The following is a 17,331-nucleotide window of genomic DNA, read 5'->3' as shown; positions in this document are numbered from 1 at the left end:
GCGGCGCGGGCCCCAGGAGGCCGACCCGTGCCGCTCCGCGCGGCCCCGGCGGATCGCGTCATCCCAGACGGTGCTCGTGGACCCGCAGGTGCAGGGTGGCCAGGTCGAGCAGCGGGGTGTCCACCGACAGGGCCCGGGCGCGGGCGACCAGGTCGCCGAAGATGTGCTCGGCCTCGGTCGGCCGTCCGGCGACGACGTCGCGGTAGAGGGACGAGACGAGCGGGGTGTCCTTACGGGTCACCGCGCCCTCGACGAAGGCGAGTTCCCCGGCCGGGACGGTGAATCCGGCCGCGGCCGACACCGCGGCGGCCTCCGCCAGGATCGCGGGCCCGAGGTCCGTGCCCCCGGCGACGGCATTGACGTCGCCGACGGTTCCGCGCATCAGACAGGTCACCGCGCCGACGGTGACGATGAAGACCCACTTGTGCCACATCGCCGCCACGATGTCCTTCGACTCCTCCGCCTCGAACCCCGCGCCGTCGAGCACGGCATGGACGTCGTCGACGCGCTGCGACGCGCCGCCGTCCGTCTCGCCGACCGTCAGGCTCGCCAGTGGGCCGAGCCGGACGATGTCCCCGTCGTCGTTCAGCGTGGTGAGGACCTTGGCGACCCCGCCGAGGACGGGGCCGGCACCGAACCGGGCCTGAAGCCGGTCGAGATGGGCCATACCGTTGAGGAAGGGCATGACGGCCGTCCGCGGACCGATCGCGGGTGCGATGTCGTCGATGGCCCGGTCGAGGCCGGTGGCCTTGACCGACAGCAGCACGAGGTCGTACGGGCCGGAGAGCTCGGGGGCGGTCACGAGCCGCGGCGTCAGCACCTCGTCCTCACCGACGCGGGCGTCGACGATGCGCAGTCCGCGCTCTCGCAGGACGGCGGCGCGGTGCGGGCGGACCAGGAAGGTGACGTCCCGCCCCGCCCGGGCGAGACGGGCACCGAAGAAGCCTCCTGTGGCACCAGCGCCGACAACCAGGATCCTCATGAGTACGAGCCTTTCTACGCGAGCGGCAGCCGCCCCCCGGAGAGGCGACGCCCCCCACGAGCAGTGCTCCGACTTTAATCGAAAAGGTTCAATGATTGAACCCAGTCCGGATTTCGAAGATCCGGCCATCCACCGGCAACGTGGCCGAACTTCGTGTGGCCCCATAGGTGCCTCGGGCATCTAATGGTGATCGGTAAGGCACATCGATCCTTGCGAGGTACCCCCATGAACGAGACCGTTGCCTTTCCCCAGGACCGCACCTGCCCCTTCCACCCGCCGACCGCCTACGAGCCGCTCCGTGACGCGCGGCCGCTGGCCCGGGTCACGCTGTTCGACGGGCGGCCCGTGTGGGCCGTCACCGGACACGAGGCCGCACGCGAGCTGCTCGCCGACCCCAGGCTGTCCACCGACCGCAGCAACGATGCGTTCCCCAAGCCCTCCGAGCGCTTCGCCGCCATCCGCGACCGGCGCGTCGCCCTGCTCGGCGTCGACGACCCCGAACACGCGCAACAGCGCCGGATGCTGATCCCCCACTTCACGCTGAAGCGCATCACGTCCCTGCGCCCGCACATCCAGGAGATCGTCGACCGGCTGCTGGACGAGCTCGTCGCGCAGGGGCCGCCCGCGGACCTGGTCGGCAACTTCGCGCTCCCGGTCCCGTCCATGGTGATCTGCGCACTGCTCGGCGTCCCGTACGCCGACCACGAGTTCTTCGAGCTGCAGTCGCGCCGGCTGCTGCGCGGCCCGCGCGCGGCCGACGTCGAGGACGCGCGCGACCAGCTCGACGCGTATCTGGGCGCGCTGATCGACCGCAAACGCGAGAACCCGGGCGACGGGCTGCTCGACGACCTCGTACGCGAGCAGTACGAGCAGGGCGCGCTGGACCGGGAGGAGCTGCTCAGCCTGGCCACGATCCTGCTCGTCGCCGGGCACGAGACCACCGCGAACATGATCTCGCTGGGCACCTTCACGCTGCTGCGCCACCCGGAGCAGCTGGCCGAGCTGCGCGCCGACCCCGGGCGAATGCCCGGTGCGGTCGAGGAGCTGCTGCGGTTCCTGTCCATCGCCGACGGCATGCTCCGGGTGGCGAAGGAGGACATCGAGATCGCCGGGAGCACGATCCGGGCCGGGGACGGCGTGGTGTTCTCCACGTCGCTGATCAACCGTGACGACGGTGCCTATCCGGCCCCGGACTCGCTCGACTGGGACCGGCCGGCACGCCACCACCTCGCCTTCGGGTTCGGCGTCCACCAGTGCCTCGGCCAGAACCTGGCCCGTGCCGAACTGGACATCGCGCTGCGGTCACTCTTCGCCCGGCTGCCGCAGCTGCGACTCGCCGCGCCCGCCGACAAGATTCCGTTCAAGCCCGGTGACACCCTCCAGGGCATGATCGAACTGCCCGTCACCTGGTGACGGGCCGACCGGCGAGGAAAGGTGCGGCCATGACCGTGCACATCGACAAGGACACCTGTATCGGCTCGGGCATGTGCACGCTCACGGCGCCGAAGGTGTTCACCCAGGACGACGACGGATTCAGCGAACTCCTGCCGGGGCGCGGCGGTTCCGGCGACCCCGACCCGATGATCCGTGAGGCCGTGCGCGGATGCCCCGTGCAAGCCCTCACGCTGACGGAGGACTGAGCGGACCGGGTCCGCCGGCCGGGAGCACCTGGTACGAATCCGGGGCCGGGTCACGGGGTGCGGCTGTCCCAGCCGGGCCCCGTGCGCTCCCAGTCCTGTTCCCATTCGGCCATACGGTGGCGCTGGGCGACGCGCCGGACGACCAGATGAGTGGCGCCCGTCGCGAGGGCGACGGCCATCGCGGTACCGCCTGCCGCGGCGATGACGCGGTTGGCGATCTCGTCGGAGGTCAGCGGCGCGGAGGTGGGGCGGCCTCGGGCGTCGAGCCACACGTCCGCCGTGTCGCCCGTCTTCGCCCCCGCGGGTACCAGCGCGGTACCGGTGTGCGCGGCACCGCCGGGGTCCGTCCAGCTGACCGCGACGTGGTAGCGGTCCCGGGACTGGCCGCCGTCCTCGGACGGGGTGAGCGGCGGCGCGTCCTGTGTGAGCCGCGCGGGTATGCGATGGCGCTCGGCCGCCTGGGCCGCCGAGGTCGCGCGTCCGTCGGCGTAGGCGACCCGGCCCGCGACGTACGCCGCGACGGGCACCCCGATGAACAGGACCAGGCCCAGCAGCAGCGCCGTCCAGGCCTCGATCACGTCACAGCGGCGGCGGAGCGGATTGCGGCGCCAGCGCCACCAGCGGATCGGCTCCCCCGGGGGCTGTGGAGGCGGCGTCAGGGCCGCGCGCACCACATGGGTCACCGCACGGCGCACCCGGCCCAGCGCGGCCCATGCCCCGCCGCCGGTGCGCCCGTGCACACGGTCAGCGGTCCGGTGGCCGCGCCCGCCGGTTCCCGGGCGATGCCCTCCGCGCAGATGTCGGCGGGGTCGGGGGCCCGGAAGTCCCCGCCCGCGCCCGAAGGCTTTGCGGGTCATGGTGCGTCGCCTCCTCGATCGTTCCGGTTCCGGCGTTCCGCAGCCCGGGTTCCGGCTGCGGTGGCGGCACCACCGCCACCGGGCAGTCCGCGTGGTGGAGCAGAAAGTGCGTGACCCGGCCCACGTGCGCGCCGACATGGCCGTGGCGCCGGTGGGCGCCCAGGACCAGCAGGTCGGTGGCGGCCGAGTGATCGGCGAGCACCTTGTGGGGCGGCCCCTCCGCGATGACACGGTGCACCGTGGCCTCGGGGTGGTCGGCGAGGGCGTACCGCAGTGCCTCGTCGAGGACGTGGGACGCGTGTTCCTCGTGGACCCCGGCGGGTTCCCCGTCCGGGTCGCCCCCGCGCCAGCGCCGTGCGTCCGGCGGATGGTGTGCGGGGCGGAACCAGGCGCGCAGGGCGTCCAGCGCGGCCCCCCGCCCCGCGGCCTCGTGGACGGCGAAGTCGACCGCGGCCGGGGCGGCGTCGCCGATGCCGACCGCCACGCGGCCGTGCTCGCCGGCCAGTGCCGCATCGGTGCCGCGCACCACGATGACGGGGCAGTCGGCACGCGCCACGAGGACCGCGCTGACGGAGCCGAGGAACAGCTCGGCGAGCGGGCCGCGACCGTGCGAACCGGTCACCAGGGCCGTGGCGCGGTGTGCCTCGTCCAGCAGCGACTCCCCCGCGTTCTCGGGCAGCACCGCCATGGAGACGTCCAGGGTCGGGCGGCGGGCGCGGGCACGCTCGGCCGCGGCGGCCACGATGTGGTCGACGAAGAGGTGCCCCGGGGAGCGCTGCGCGTTGTACACGTGGACGGCCTCCTCGTAGCGCTGCCAGACGGAGGCGTGGACGACACGCAGCGCCAGCCCGAAGCGGTGCGCCTCGTCCGCGGCCCAGTCGACCGCGCGCAGGCTCGACTCCGAGCCGTCCACGCCGACGACCAGGGGAAGACCCATCACCGTCACCGCCCCTCGCTGCTCTCGCGAGCGACACCGCGCGGGGCCGGCCGTCCCGTCAGCGTCTTCACGGCGCCGCTTCCGGGGTATGCGGAGGACAGGGGACGCCCCCGGGCCCGGAAGCATGTCGGCGACGGCCCGCGGGGTGGTGGAGGCTGGGAAGGACAGGACGCACGAGCCGTCGAGGTGGTCGCATGCCCGGATCGCCGCACACCGTCAGCGACGTCATGACGCACACCGCGATCGCCGTGGGGCGCCGCGCCCCGTACAAACAGATCGTGGAGCTGATGGACCAGTGGAACGTCAGCGCCCTGCCGGTGCTGGAGGGCGAGGGCCGGGTGGTCGGTGTGGTCTCCGAGGCGGATCTGCTGCCCAAGGAGGAGTGCCGGCTCGACGACCCCGGCCGTCCGGATCCGGAGGTCTCCGACGACGCGAAGGCGGCGGGCGTCTTCGCCGAGGAGCTGATGTCCAGTCCGGCCGTGACGGTGCACGCGGGCGCCACGATCGCCGAGGCGGCACGCATCATGGCCCGTCGCCGGGTCAAACGTCTGCCGGTGGTGGACGACACGGGCCTGCTGGAGGGCGTCGTCAGCCGCGGCGACCTGCTGAAGGTGTTCCTGCGTCCGGACGAGGAGATCGCCGACGAGATCCGGCGCGTCATCGGGCAGGACCTGCCCGGCACGGCCGGCATCACGGTCTCCGTGACGGACGGCGTGGTCACCCTCGGCGGCCCGCTGCCCGACGGCCGCCTGTTCGCGCTGCTCGCCCGGGCCGTACGTGCCGTGGAGGGCGTCGTCGGCCTCGGTGTCGCCCCGCCTCCGCAGGCGCACTGAGCCGAGCCGTCCCGGCCAAGCCCGCCGGACGGTCCGGACGTCGTCGTTCCCGCGCATGAGCCCTCCGCCGCTGTTGAACGGACCTGGCGCATTCCCGCGCAACTTCACGGTAGCTCTCGTCCGCCGACCGGTCGCGCGGGCGGGCCACCACGCCCCGGTGCACGGCAGTGGGCCATCAGGCTTCCCGGCCACTCCCCCGCTCCCGGCGGGCGCACGCGGTCCGGCCCTCCGGAGCCTCGCGGCGCCCGCCGTGGACCCCGGGGCGCGCAGCGCCACCGATTGACGGGTGCGGCGGCCGGGCCCGGTCGCTCTAACTGGCCCCTGAGCGGGCTCCCTGGATGTGGAAGTTGAAGTCGGTGTGCCCGATCACGCCCCACAGGCGCAGCCAGATCGGCAGCAGCATCTCGGCGCCGCGGGCGGTGGTGATGTCGCCGAGGTCGACGACGTCCTGCTCGGACCATCCGAAGGACGTGAGCAGCCCGATGACGGCACGCTTGGCGCCGGCGTCGTCGCCCGAGACGAACACGTTGTGCTCACCCTTGACGCGTCCGGGGTCGACCATGACGCGGCAGTTCATGGTGTTGAGCGTCTTGACCACCTTCGCGCCGGGGAACGTGCGCTGGATCCGCTCGCCGAGGCTGTCGGTGTTGACCGGGTCGAGTGCCGGCGGCATGCCCTGTGAGAAGACCAGCGGATTGGCGATGTCGACGAGGATCTTGCCGTCGAGGTTCGGGGCGCCCGCCGCGTGCAGGGCGTCCAGGCTCACACCGCCGCTCGTGGCGTTGACGACCCGCTCCCCGAAGGCCACCGCGTCCGCGAAGGTCTCCAGGCGCGCCCGGTGGTGCGTGTCCTGCCACTGCGTGTAGGGCACCGTCCCCGAGGCGTCCGGCTCGGTGCGTTTCATGGTGTCCTCGGGGCTGCGGGTGCCCACGGCCACTTCGTGTCCGAGGTCGAGCAGCTTGGCGGCGACGGTTCGGCCGACCATGCCGGTGCCGAGCACGGCGTAACGCATGAGGGGTCCTTTCGCACGGGAGTGCCCGGGAGGCCCGCGGCGGCGGCTCCGGGGCGTTACCGACGCCTAACGGCCGCACCGCGCCCGAGGGCTCCGTGGGAGGGGCCGGACGGGTGACGCCCCGGATCCGCCGCCGGGAAGGTGCCGGCCGACCGATGAGTTTGCGGCCCGGCACCGGTCGGTACAGGTAGGACTCCCGCGTGCATGGAGGTGCGCATGACCACCGACGGATTCACCACGTGCCTGTGGTTCGACGGCCAGGCCCAGGAGGCGGCCGACTACTACGTCTCGGTCTTCAAGGACACCAAGCAGGGCGCCAGGCTGGGGCGCGTCGGCCGCTACTCCGAGGCGGGCCCGGGGCCCGCGGGCTCGGTGCTGGCCGTCGACTTCGAGATCAACGGGCAGAAGTTCGTGGCACTCAACGGCGGTCCGCAGTTCACGTTCGACGAGGCCATCTCGTTCCAGCTCTACTGCGACGACCAGGACGAGGTGGACCACTACTGGAGCAAGCTCTCCGCGGGCGGCTCGGAGGGGCCCTGCGGATGGCTCAAGGACAGGTACGGCGTGTCCTGGCAGATCATCCCCACCGGGCTGATCGAAATGATCTCCGACCCGGACCCGGAGAAGGCCGCGCGGGCCACCCGGGCGATGCTCTCGATGGGCAAGCTCGACATCGCCGCGCTGCGGAAGGCCCATGCGGGCGCGTGAGACGCGGCTCCGGCAGGTGAGCCGGAGTGGTCGGCCCGGCGGCCGGCGGGCGGCGGCCGCGAGCGGCGGGCCCGGGGCAGAGCGGGGCCGGCCGGCCCGGTGTGCGTGAAGGATTCGGGCCGGCCGGCTCTCCACGCCCGTCGGCGCGGCACGCCCGGCACCTCACGCCGAGCGAGGGCGCCGGGCGGGCGCAGTCGGGGACCGCCGCGGTCAGGTCCCGGGCGGCTTGTCCTGCCCCCGCTCGGTGCCGAACTCGTCCTTCAGCCGCTGCTGGGCCGTGTCGACCTGACCCTGGTACTTGCCCTGGGTCTTGTCGTCCACCATGTCGCCGCCCTTGTCGATGCCCTGGTCGGCCTGGTGCTCATGGCCCTTCAGCATCTGCTTGATCTTGTCCATCATGGACATGGGAGTCCTCCTGCTCGCGTCGTCCCCCGTGCTTCCAGGGTCGCCGCACCCCGGACGGTTCGCATCCGCGCCGGGAGCCGGGCCTACGGAATCAACGAGTTGTGGACCTCGGAGACCGTCACCTCGAACGGTGGGGCGCCCAGGCTCCGGGTGGCCGGGAGGAGGTCGCCGTCGGCGAAGGTCCGGTACGCGTCCTCCGACTCCCACACCTCGACGGCCTGCCAGCCGCCCCGGGGCCGCGGTCCGGCGAAATGGGCGATGAGGCCGACCGGATGGTAGGCGCGGTCCGGGATCACCTTCTCGAACACGGCCCGGTAGAGCTCCGGTGTCCAGTCGGCCCCCATGTAGTGCACCAGGACAGCCATACCGTCCACGCTACGCACCGGGAGGCGCCCCCGCAGCGGTCGCGGTCCCCGGGGTGTGCCGTCCGGGTTGATCCGCTGCTGTGGGCGCGCCCCGGACGGCCCCTTCCCATCGGCCCCGGGCACGCACGCGGGGCACTGCCGGACGCGAGGGGCCCGGCGCGCGGACCGGCTGCGGGACGACGGCCGGCCGGCTTACAGGGCCGCGCGGTCGACTTCCCGCACACGGTCGTCATCATGAGCAGCGGCATCGCGGCACAGCGGATCTTGGCGCAGCAGCAGGAGGCGGGTGGCAGCGGGGTGTTGAGCCCGGTCCCTGAAGGACGCGCGCTGATGGACGCTCGGCGGGACCGGTTCGGGCCGAAGGACGCGCTGCTGAGCCCGGTGCGCAGGGGCGGAAACACCGGCAGGGCGACCGAGAGCGCCGCGGCGCCCGGGACGGCCGGGGACGCCGGGGTGGCCGCCGAGCACCGGCGCTCCGCGGAATCCGTGCCCCGCGCGGGGAATTCCGCGCGGCAGGTGGACGATGGGGACGACGGACACCACACACGCGTACACGAGGAGCGGACTGATGGGCGAGCACTACGATGTCGTGGTCCTGGGAGCGGGCCCGGGCGGCTACACGGCGGCGGTCCGCGCAGCCCAGTTGGGGCTGCGGACGGCCGTGGTGGAGGCGAAGTACTGGGGCGGCGTGTGCCTGAACGTCGGCTGCATCCCGTCCAAGGCGCTGCTGCGCAACGCCGAACTGGCCCATATCGTCACCACGCAGGCCGCCGCGTTCGGCATCGAGACGCAGGGACCCGTACGGGTCGACTACGGCGCCGCGTTCAAGCGCAGCCGGAAGGTGGCCGACGGCAGGGTCGCGGGCGTGCACTACCTGATGCGCAAGAACAACATCACCGAGTACGACGGCCGGGGCAGCTTCATCGACGAGCACACCCTGCAGATCGCCCTGTCCGCAGGCGGTTCCGAGTCCGTGACGTTCGACCACTGCATCATCGCGACGGGCGCCACCACACGGCTGCTGCCGGGAACCCGGCTGAGCGACCGGGTCGTCACCTACGAGGAGCAGATCCTGACCGAGGAGCTCCCCCGCAGCATCGTCATCGCCGGTGCCGGCGCGATCGGCGTGGAGTTCGCGTACGTGCTGCACAACTACGGAGTGAAGGTGACCCTGGTCGAGTTCCTGGACCGGGTCGTACCGCTGGAGGACCCGGAGGTCTCCAAGGAGCTGACGCGCCACTACAAGAAGCTCGGCATCGAGATCCTCACGTCGACGCGCGTCGACGCCATCGAGGACTCCGACCCCGCGTCGCCGGTGCGGGTGACCGTGACGCGCGACGGGGCCCAGCAGGTCCTGGAAACCGACAAGGTGCTCCAGGCCATCGGCTTCGCGCCGCGCACCACCGGCTACGGCCTGGAGCAGACCCGGGTGCGGCTCACCGATCGCGGGGCCGTCGAGGTGGACGGCCGGGGCCGCACCTCCGTCCCGCACATCTTCGCGATCGGCGACGTCACCGCACAGCTGATGCTCGCGCACGCCGCCGAGACGATGGGTGTCATCGCGGCGGAGACCATCGGCGGTGCGGAGACCATGGAGATCGACTTCCGTATGGTGCCGCGGGCGACGTACTGCCAGCCGCAGATCGCCAGCTTCGGCTACACGGAGGAACAGGCCCGCGCCGCGGGCTTCGACGTGCGGGTGCAGAAGTTCCCGTTCTCGGCGAACGGCAAGGCGCACGGGCTCGGCGACGCGGTCGGATTCGTGAAGCTGCTCAGCGACGGGACGCACGGCGAACTGCTGGGCGCGCATCTGATCGGCCCCGAGGTGACGGAGCTGCTGCCGGAGCTGACGCTGGCCCAGCAGTGGGATCTGACGGTCCATGAGGTCGCGCGCAATGTCCATGCGCACCCGACGCTGGGCGAAGCCGTCAAGGAGGCGGTCCACGGACTGGCGGGGCACATGATCAACATGTGAGCGTCGCGGGACCGCGGGCCGGACGCGCGCCGGCACCGGAGTGAACCGGTGCGCGTCCGGCCGGTCCCGTCGACCGGCGCGTCCTGAAGGGACCGTCGCGCCGGTACCCGTATCGGTGACCGTTCCCCGCCCCGTTCCCAGGGGTCCCTTCCACAGGCCGGCCCGGATGGCGTCCGCCCCGTGCACGTTCCTCGGCCAGGTCCGGACGTCGACAGTCGGGTCCGGACAGTCCGTTGCGGTGTGACCGAAAGAGATCGTTCCGCGGCCGCGTCCGCCGGGTCCGCCCAACTGCCGTGCCCTGAAGCCCCGTCCGACGAGAACGCCCGTACGGCCGTTTCACCGTTCGCGCGGGGCGGTCCGTTCACCGGCCATGGATCTCCTCGATACAAACCGGCTTGACGGTTTCTGGAGCTCCTACCTCAGGCCTCACACCTCAACATGCCCGTACCCGGGCCGAAGAACCACCCAGGGAGCACCAATTCGGGCAGCCCACTGGATATAAAACCGGCATGTTGGTTTGATAGTGCAGGCATGAGCAACTGTCGAGTTCCGGAACGGGAGTCACGGTGACCAAACAGGAACGGGCCGCCCGTACCCGCGACGCCCTCATCCACTCCGCGGCCGAGCTCTTCGAGCAGCGCGGATACGTCAAGTCGCGTCTGGCCGAGATCAGTTCGGGTGCGGGGGTCAGTGCGGGGGCGCTGCACTTCCACTTCGAGAACAAAGAAGCCATCGCCGAGGCCGTCGAGGGCGCGGCCTCGGCTCATCTGCACCGGGCGGCGCGCACGGTCCGGGACGTCGGCGGGCCCGCACTCCAGGCGCTCACGGACACCTCGCACGTCTTCGCGCATCTGCTGCGCCGGGACACGGTGGTCCGCGCCGGATTCCGGCTGAGCGGCGACGCCACCCGGACCAAGCGCCTGGACCTGTACCACGACTGGCACAGGTGCGTGCGGCGGATGATCACCGACGCCTCCCACGAGGGCACGCTGAGCAGGGACTCGTCCCAGGAGAAGCTGACCACGGCCATCGTCGCCGCGACGGTCGGCCTGGAGACGCTGGGGCGCGAGGACAACGAATGGCTGTCGCGCCGTTCGGTCGCCGGGCTCTGGCAGCTGCTGCTTCCCCGGGTGAGCACCCCGCAGGCGCTCAAGGCGCTGGACCCGACCGGCAGCGACGCGGTGCTCGCCCGGTTCGCCGCCCTGCCCACCCAGGGCGTGGCCCGCGGACCGCACCGGCCCACGGCTGCCCGGCCCCTGGCCGTGCCGCGGGACCGGCTGCGCCGCCGCTGACCCGCGCCCCCCGCCGCCGGCGGCGCCGTGGCCGGCGCGTCGTCGGTGCGGGTCAGGCGCCGCCCGCGAAGGCGTCGGCGTGGTCACGCGCCCAGTCGGCGTACGACCGCGCCTGATGCCCGGTCACCTCGCGCACGGTGTCCGTCACCTGGGCCTTCGCCCCGGCGAGTTGCCGCAGCGCGCTGCTGAGCAGGGCGTCGGCGAGGGGCTCCGGGTAGCGCGCGCGGTAGCGGGCGCGCGCCTCGTCCGGGTCCAGTTCCTCGAACCGCAGGGGCCGGCGCAGCGCCCGTGCGAGCTGCTCGGTCTGCTCGACGGCGGTGACGGCGGCCGGTCCGGTGAGGGTGTGCACCGCGCCCTCGTGGCCGTCCCCCGTGAGCGCGGCGGCGGCGACCTCGGCGATGTCCCGCGGGTCGACGGACGCGTTCGCCGATGCCCCGTACAGCGCCCGGACCACGCCGTCGGAGCGGATGGAAGGGGCCCAGGACAGGGTGTTGGACATGAAGGAACGCGGACGAAGCAGCGTCCAGGCGCAGCCTGCGGACCGCACGATGTCCTCGTTCTCGCGCTGCCAGCGGGTGATGAGGTCGTCGGCGGCCGGGTCCTCGACGGCAGCGGCCGACAGCTTCACCAGACGGCGCACTCCTGCGGCACGGGCCGCCGCGACGAAGCGGACGTCGTCGTCACCGCCCGGCCGGGCGGTGACGAGGAGGGCGGTGCGCACCCCGCGCAGCGCCCGTTCCAGGGAGTCCCGGTCGGCGTAGTCCCCGCGGACCACCTCCACCGAGGGCCCGGTGACGGTGACCCGTGCGGGGTCCCGGGCGAGGATGCGCAGCGTATGGTCCCGGGCCAGCAGCCGGGCGGTCTCCCGCCCGATGGTGCCGGTGGCCCCCGTCACGAGAATCATCGTGCTCCCTGCCCTGTCGGGCGATGTCCGGACACGGCGGCGGGACGCCCGGCGGCTCGGGCGACGGGGTCCCGGAGGGTGGCCCGGAAGACGACCCGGTCGTGCTGTCGCCCGGTCACCCGCACCGTCCGCGCGCCGGATTCCGGGTCCGGGTCGGCCTCGATCCAGCAGGGCTCGCCGAACTCCGCGTAGCTGTGGAAGGCGACCTCGGCGCCGAACGGCGCGAAGGGGACGGGCGCGAAGGCCGCGTGGGCGGCCTGCCGGGCCGCCTCCAGCAGCAGCATGCCGGGGATGTGGTCCTTGGGGCTCTGGAACAGCGTCGGGTGACCGGTGTCCACGCGCAGCCGCCAGGTCCGCTCCCGTCCGGTCGCGGAGAGCAGGACGTCCTCGGAACGGGTTCGCCCCACGAGCGGGGCCGGTACGGCCGCCGTGAGCGGTGCGGCGGAGACGGGCACCGCGTCTGCTCCGCGCAGCCGCCGGTAGACCGCGGGGCTGGTGACCTGGACGTCGATGGCGCCGGTCGCCAGGAGACGGCCGTCGAGACGCACGGCGAGGTCGATCAGCTGCGGGGAGGCGGAGGCGCCGCGTCGGTTCACCTCGGTGCAGTCGAGGGTGACCTCCACCTCGACGGGCCGTTCGCGCGCGGTGAGACTCTCAGGGACGCAGGTGTACGACAGAGTCCTCAGGAGGAACGGATGGCCCACCGGGACGCCGTACCCGGCGTGGGTGACCAGGGCGACCGACTGCCGGAGCGTCTCGGCGACGAGCAGCGGGTCGTACCACCCTCCCCGGACCGGCCCGAAGAACGGGTGTGCGGCCGGCCATCGGGCGGTGACGGAGAACCGGTCCTGGCCGACCCGCGCCCACCGCACCGGCCATGCGTCGGCCGCCCGTGCCCGGTGCACCTGCGCCAGCGTCGCCTCGCCTCCGTCCACGGCCGCACGCCGGTCCAACGTCGCGGTGCCGGTGGTGGGTTGCAGGTGTATGTCTTGGCGTTTTGTGTGCGGTGCTGTGTGGACCATGGATCCCCCAGGGGGTCAAGAGTGGGTCGTGGGCGGCTGTACAGCCCATCGACCGCCCTAGTAAAATACGGACCGCGCGGTTTTTTCCAGTCCCAGTGCACCCTGCACGTCCCGCCCAGTGGAGCCACCCGAAGGTTTACGAGCCGGCCCGGGGGCCGGAGAGGAGGAGGCATGCCCAAGCAGGACCGGGCGATCCGGACCCGGCAGACGATCCTGGAGGCCGCTGCGCAGGTCTTCGAGGAGCACGGCTACCAGGCCGCGACGATCACCCAGATCCTGAGAGTGGCAGGGGTGACGAAGGGTGCGCTGTACTTCCACTTCCAGTCGAAGGAGGAACTGGCCCAAGGGGTGCTCGCCGCCCAGGACCGGAGCCTCCAGGGGCCCCGCAGACCGTGCCGGATGCAGGAGCTGGTGGATGTGATCGCGCTGCACACGTACCAGCTCGAGACCAGCCCCATGGTCCGCGCGAGCGTGCGGCTCAGCATGAACCAGCACGCGGGTGAGCTCGACCGCAGCGGCCCCTTCGCCCGCTGGGGCGATGTGGTGCGCGAGCTGCTCGAAGGGGCGCGGGCACAGGGCGAGTTGCTGCCGCACGTCGACACCGCCCAGACGGCGGACGTCTTCGTCGGCGCGTATGCCGGTGTGCAGGCCATGTCGGATGCGCTCAGCTCCTACCAGGACCTGGGGGTCCGGGTGGCCGCGCTGCTGCGGCACGTGATGCCGAGCGTGGTGGTGCCGTCCGTGCTGCCGTCGCTGGACTTCTCGCCGGACCGCGGAGCGCGGGTCTTCGAGGAGATCGGGGCGCCGTCCGGCACGACGGCCGCCTGATCCGTCACGGTGCCGCCGGGCACCGTCGGTGCCCCGTCCCCGGGCGCCGCCCCCGTACGGACGGCCCGTCATCGGGCCTCACCGAACCACACGGTCAGCGTCTCGGCGAGTCCGTCGCCGTCCGCCGCCCAGGCCAGATAGCCGTCCGGCCGGAGCAGCAGGGCGTCGCTCGGCAGCCCGGACGGAGCGGTGACCCGGACCGTGCGCAGCACGTGCCGCCAGCCGCGGGCCTCGTGCGCATACCGGTCGCCGTCCCCGCCGCCGAGCAGCAGCAGCGGACGGCCGTCCCTGAGCAGGCCGATGACGTCCGTGGGACCGGAGTCGGTCACCACCGGGGTGTTGTCCAGGAAGCGCCCTTCCCACGCGGAGGGACGCGCGGACCTGGCCGGCTGGACGGTGTCCTGCGCGCTCACCAGCCCTGCTGCGTACGCGGCGTCGCCGCCCCCGGCGGCGAGCATGTCGGCGAGGAGCGCGCGTACCGGGTCGAGTGCGGGGTCGGGCCGCATCAGCGCCAGCTGGGCACGCGTGTTGTCGACGACGCGCTGCCCGGCGGGCCTGCGTTCCTCGTCGTACGTGTCGAGGAGGTCCTTGCCCGCCGTGCCCCGCAGCGTATGGGCCAGTTTCCAGGCGAGGTTGAACGCGTCGAGCAAGCCGGTGCCCAGCCCCTGCCCGCCGACCGGGAAGTGTGTGTGGGCGGCGTCGCCCGCGAGGAGGACGCGTCCGCTGCGGTAGGTCCGTGCGAGCCGTGAGAAGTCGCTGAACCGGGTGAGGCTGAGCGGATCCGCCATCGGGATGTCGCGCCCCTCGATCCGGGAGGTCTCGCGGCGCAGCTCGTCGAGCGTGACCGCGGCGTGCCGGTCGGGGTGCGGGCCCGTGCAGTCGAGGGTGCGCAGCAGACTGTGGCCCTGCGGGGTCGGCGTGGTGATGGTCCAGCCGCGCGGGGTCATCCGCCAGCCGCGCAGGACGGCGTCGGGGTCGGTGAACCGGACGAGGCCCATCATCACGGACACGGTCGCCGGATGGGTGTCGGACGCGATGCCGGCCAGTTCGCGCACGATGCCGCGGGAGCCGTCCGCCCCGACGACGAAGTCGGCGTCCAACTGCACCGTGCCCGACGGCCCTTCGGCCCTCACCCGCGCTCGGTCCGGCTCCTGACGCACGTCGACGACCCGGTGTGCGCGCAGCACGAGCACGCCCCGCTCCCGGGCACACGCCTCGAACTGCCGCTCCAGATCGGCCTGGGAGCGCTTGAGCAGCGGCTCCGGCTCGGTCGCGGGGGCAGTGAGGAGAAGACCGGGCAGGCCCGCGAAATGGAACGGCCGGCTCACGCTCTCCCCGGTCACGGGTTCCGCCGGTCCGTCCAGATGGCCTCGCCTCGCCAGTGACTGCACGACTCTGGCGTGCAGTGTGCCCGCCTTCGGCAGGTCGGAGGTGACCTCCCTGGTCTCGATGACCACGGTGTCGACTCCGTACGCCCCCAGTTCGGCGGCGAGCAGCATGCCGACCGGCCCGCCCCCGACGATCGCGACCTCGACGCGGCGCGCGCGTGCCATGTCCCCGTTCCCCTCACCCTCGGTCGCCGTCCCCGCGGCTCCGTTCCATCTGTCCCTTCCGCCCCACCGTATCCCGTCGTCTCCTCGCACCCGCCCGCAGTGGGGCCCGGCCCGCGCTCCGGCACCACAACGGCTCGATTGCGCCGTTGCGGTGACCACACGGCCGCAGGGGCACCGCATCGCGGCACGACCGGTGTGAGATGCCCGTGTGACAGTTGAGCGAAGGACGTCCCTGCGGGGCCTGGGGCCTGCGCGGCTGCTGCTCGGGGCCCTGAGCGGAGTGATCGCGGGGTTTGCGGGGCTGTGCCTGGCGGAACTGGTGTCGGCGGGCGTACGGCCGGAGGCCGGCCCGGTCGCGGCGGTGGGCGGCGTGGTGATCGATGCGACGCCGCCGGGCGTGAAGGACTGGGCCATCAAGGAGTTCGGCACCTCGGACAAGCTGGTGCTGGAGCTGGGCATCGTGCTGATCCTCACGGCCTGCGCTGCGGTGGTCGGGGTCGGGGCGCTGCGCCACCGCCCGGCCGGCGCGGCGGCCGCCTTCTTCTTCGGTCTCGCCGGGGCCGCTGCCGCGGCGGTCCGGCCGGGCGCGTCGCTCGCCGACACCGTGCCCTCGCTGCTCGGCGGTCTGGCCGCGGCGGGCGTGCTGTACCTGCTCATCGGGCTGCTGCTGCCGGCTCGGGCCCGCTCCGCCGGGGACGCGGACACCGCGCGGGGCGGCTCGCGCGCGGTCGACCGGCGCGGATTCGTCGCGGTCGCGGGCACCACGGTGGTGGCGTCCGCCGCCGCGGGCGCACTGGGACTGCGGCTGAACTCCACGGGGAACGCGGCGGCGACGGCGTCCCGCGCCGGACTCGTGCTGCCGAAGCCCGCGTCGCCCGCGGCGCCCGTACCCGCGGGGGCGGACCTCCGGGTACCGGGACTCGGCCCGTTCATCACGCCGAACGGCGTCTTCTACCGCATCGACACGGCCCTGGTGGTGCCGCGTGTCGACGCCGCGCGCTGGACGCTGCGCATCCGCGGCCTGGGTGTGTCACGGCCCATGACCCTGAGCTTCGCGGAGCTGATCCGCCGTGAGATCGTCGAGCGGGACATCACGCTGACCTGTGTGTCGAACGAGGTCGGGGGCGACCTCGTCGGCAATGCCCGTTGGCTCGGGGTCCGGTTGGGGGATCTGTTGCGCGAGGCCGGGGTCCGGCCGCCGTCGGAGGGAGGCCCGGCCGATCAGCTCGTCGCGCGTTCCGTCGACGGGATGACCATCGGCAGTCCCGTCGAGACGGTCATGGACGGACGGGACGCGCTGCTCGCCATCGGCATGAACGGCGAGCCGCTGCCCTTCGACCACGGTTTCCCCGTCCGCATGGTCGTGCCGGGCCTGTACGGATACGTCTCGGCCTGCAAGTGGCTGAGCGATCTCGAACTCAGCACGTTCGCCGCCTTCGACGCCTACTGGGTACGGCGTTCGTGGGCCCAGCAGGCCCCCGTCAAGACGGAGTCGCGCATCGACACGCCGAAGGCCTACTCGTCGGTGCGGGCCGGGACGGTCCCGGTGGCCGGGGTCGCCTGGGCCCAGCACAAGGGCATCGAACGGGTCGAGGTGCGCGTGGACGGCGGCACGTGGCACACCGCGCGGCTCGCCACGCAGGACAGCGCCGACACCTGGCGGCAGTGGGTGTGGCCCTGGCCCGCGACGCCGGGCAGCCACACCCTCCAGGTCCGCGCGACCGACGGCACCGGCGCGACACAGACGCAACAGCAGGTACCTCCGGTGCCGGACGGGGCGACGGGGTGGCACACCGTGGACGTCAACGTGAAGTGAGGTGCCCGCAAGGGGATGTGACGGAACGCCGTCCGGGCCGGATCACGGGGCCGCGGCGCGGCCGGTCGCCTTCCCGGGCCGGGCGCACGTACCGGGAGCCGCCCCGTGGGCGACGGCCCTCGTGGGAGGCTTCGCCGTGCGGACCGGCGGCCCGGCCGCGCGCCCTCCCACCCTCTCTCCCACTGGACTCGTGACCCCGCCG

At 73.0% G+C, this 17,331-nt stretch carries 17 protein-coding genes; 8 read left to right on the top strand and 9 right to left on the bottom strand.

Going from position 1 to position 17,331, the window contains the following annotated elements:
* Positions 1-58: 58 nt before the first annotated feature.
* Positions 59-982, bottom strand: coding sequence for a ketopantoate reductase family protein (locus tag ACWCP6_RS21355; RefSeq protein ID WP_450934045.1), 924 nt, complete (start codon positions 980-982; stop codon positions 59-61).
* A 225-nt stretch (positions 983-1,207) separates the two neighbouring features.
* On the opposite strand from ACWCP6_RS21355, the gene ACWCP6_RS21350 reads away from it, so the two are divergent.
* Positions 1,208-2,395 (top strand): cytochrome P450, encoded by a 1,188-nt coding sequence (locus ACWCP6_RS21350; RefSeq protein ID WP_450934044.1) that lies wholly within the window; start codon positions 1,208-1,210, stop codon positions 2,393-2,395.
* A gap of 29 nt (positions 2,396-2,424) precedes the next feature.
* Positions 2,425-2,622, top strand: a complete 198-nt coding sequence (locus ACWCP6_RS21345) for a ferredoxin (RefSeq protein WP_450934043.1) — start codon at positions 2,425-2,427, stop codon at positions 2,620-2,622.
* Positions 2,623-2,672: 50 nt separating this feature from the next.
* Here ACWCP6_RS21345 and ACWCP6_RS21340 read toward each other — a convergent pair whose 3' ends face one another.
* Both ACWCP6_RS21340 and ACWCP6_RS21335 read right to left on the bottom strand, forming a co-directional pair.
* The gene (locus tag ACWCP6_RS21340) at positions 2,673-3,362 is read right to left on the bottom strand and encodes an Rv1733c family protein (RefSeq protein ID WP_450934042.1); all 690 of its coding nucleotides are present in this window, start codon (positions 3,360-3,362) and stop codon (positions 2,673-2,675) included.
* A 4-nt stretch (positions 3,363-3,366) separates the two neighbouring features.
* Complete coding sequence (locus tag ACWCP6_RS21335) at positions 3,367-4,416, bottom strand: universal stress protein (RefSeq protein ID WP_450934041.1); 1,050 nt, start codon at positions 4,414-4,416, stop codon at positions 3,367-3,369.
* Positions 4,417-4,610: 194 nt separating this feature from the next.
* Between ACWCP6_RS21335 and ACWCP6_RS21330 the strand changes: the two genes are divergently transcribed.
* A complete protein-coding gene (locus ACWCP6_RS21330; protein ID WP_450934040.1) occupies positions 4,611-5,249 on the top strand; it encodes a CBS domain-containing protein in 639 nt (212 codons plus the stop codon).
* Positions 5,250-5,559: 310 nt separating this feature from the next.
* Here ACWCP6_RS21330 and ACWCP6_RS21325 read toward each other — a convergent pair whose 3' ends face one another.
* The gene (locus ACWCP6_RS21325) at positions 5,560-6,261 is read right to left on the bottom strand and encodes an NADPH-dependent F420 reductase (RefSeq protein ID WP_450934039.1); all 702 of its coding nucleotides are present in this window, start codon (positions 6,259-6,261) and stop codon (positions 5,560-5,562) included.
* Positions 6,262-6,477: 216 nt separating this feature from the next.
* Here ACWCP6_RS21325 and ACWCP6_RS21320 point away from each other — a divergent pair, with 216 nt between their 5' ends.
* Positions 6,478-6,969 (top strand): VOC family protein, encoded by a 492-nt coding sequence (locus ACWCP6_RS21320; protein WP_450934038.1) that lies wholly within the window; start codon positions 6,478-6,480, stop codon positions 6,967-6,969.
* Positions 6,970-7,179: 210 nt separating this feature from the next.
* On the opposite strand, the gene ACWCP6_RS21315 is transcribed toward ACWCP6_RS21320, so the two are convergent.
* Entirely contained in the window at positions 7,180-7,374 is a 195-nt protein-coding gene (locus ACWCP6_RS21315) for an antitoxin (RefSeq protein ID WP_450934037.1), read from the bottom strand.
* Positions 7,375-7,457: 83 nt separating this feature from the next.
* The gene (locus tag ACWCP6_RS21310) at positions 7,458-7,739 is read right to left on the bottom strand and encodes a hypothetical protein (protein WP_450934036.1); all 282 of its coding nucleotides are present in this window, start codon (positions 7,737-7,739) and stop codon (positions 7,458-7,460) included.
* A 568-nt stretch (positions 7,740-8,307) separates the two neighbouring features.
* Between ACWCP6_RS21310 and lpdA the strand changes: the two genes are divergently transcribed.
* Positions 8,308-9,714, top strand: a complete 1,407-nt coding sequence (gene lpdA / locus ACWCP6_RS21305) for a dihydrolipoyl dehydrogenase (protein WP_450934035.1) — start codon at positions 8,308-8,310, stop codon at positions 9,712-9,714.
* A 566-nt stretch (positions 9,715-10,280) separates the two neighbouring features.
* Positions 10,281-11,006: a ScbR family autoregulator-binding transcription factor gene (locus ACWCP6_RS21300; protein WP_450934034.1), complete on the top strand. Its 726-nt coding sequence runs from the start codon at positions 10,281-10,283 to the stop codon at positions 11,004-11,006.
* A 52-nt stretch (positions 11,007-11,058) separates the two neighbouring features.
* Here the strand turns inward: ACWCP6_RS21300 and ACWCP6_RS21295 are convergent, their stop codons facing one another.
* Together ACWCP6_RS21295 and ACWCP6_RS21290 are read right to left on the bottom strand one after the other, a co-directional pair.
* Positions 11,059-11,910, bottom strand: coding sequence for an NAD(P)H-binding protein (locus tag ACWCP6_RS21295; RefSeq protein WP_450934033.1), 852 nt, complete (start codon positions 11,908-11,910; stop codon positions 11,059-11,061).
* A complete protein-coding gene (locus ACWCP6_RS21290) occupies positions 11,907-12,845 on the bottom strand; it encodes a ScbA/BarX family gamma-butyrolactone biosynthesis protein (RefSeq protein WP_450934032.1) in 939 nt (312 codons plus the stop codon). Before ACWCP6_RS21290 ends, ACWCP6_RS21295 begins: the two co-directional genes overlap by 4 nt.
* A gap of 258 nt (positions 12,846-13,103) precedes the next feature.
* Here ACWCP6_RS21290 and ACWCP6_RS21285 point away from each other — a divergent pair, with 258 nt between their 5' ends.
* Positions 13,104-13,760 (top strand): ScbR family autoregulator-binding transcription factor, encoded by a 657-nt coding sequence (locus tag ACWCP6_RS21285; RefSeq protein WP_450934031.1) that lies wholly within the window; start codon positions 13,104-13,106, stop codon positions 13,758-13,760.
* 68 nt (positions 13,761-13,828) lie between these two features.
* Here ACWCP6_RS21285 and ACWCP6_RS21280 read toward each other — a convergent pair whose 3' ends face one another.
* Positions 13,829-15,313 carry an FAD-dependent monooxygenase gene (locus ACWCP6_RS21280; protein ID WP_450934030.1) on the bottom strand — a complete coding sequence of 495 codons (1,485 nt, stop codon included), beginning with the start codon at positions 15,311-15,313 and terminating at the stop codon, positions 13,829-13,831.
* Between the two features lie 208 nt (positions 15,314-15,521).
* Here ACWCP6_RS21280 and ACWCP6_RS21275 point away from each other — a divergent pair, with 208 nt between their 5' ends.
* A complete protein-coding gene (locus ACWCP6_RS21275; protein WP_450934029.1) occupies positions 15,522-17,129 on the top strand; it encodes a molybdopterin-dependent oxidoreductase in 1,608 nt (535 codons plus the stop codon).
* The last annotated feature ends 202 nt before the right edge of the window (positions 17,130-17,331 follow it).

The sequence above is a fragment of the Streptomyces sp. NPDC002004 genome (genome assembly GCF_053593975.1).
This window is presented reverse-complemented; position numbering and strand designations above follow the sequence as displayed.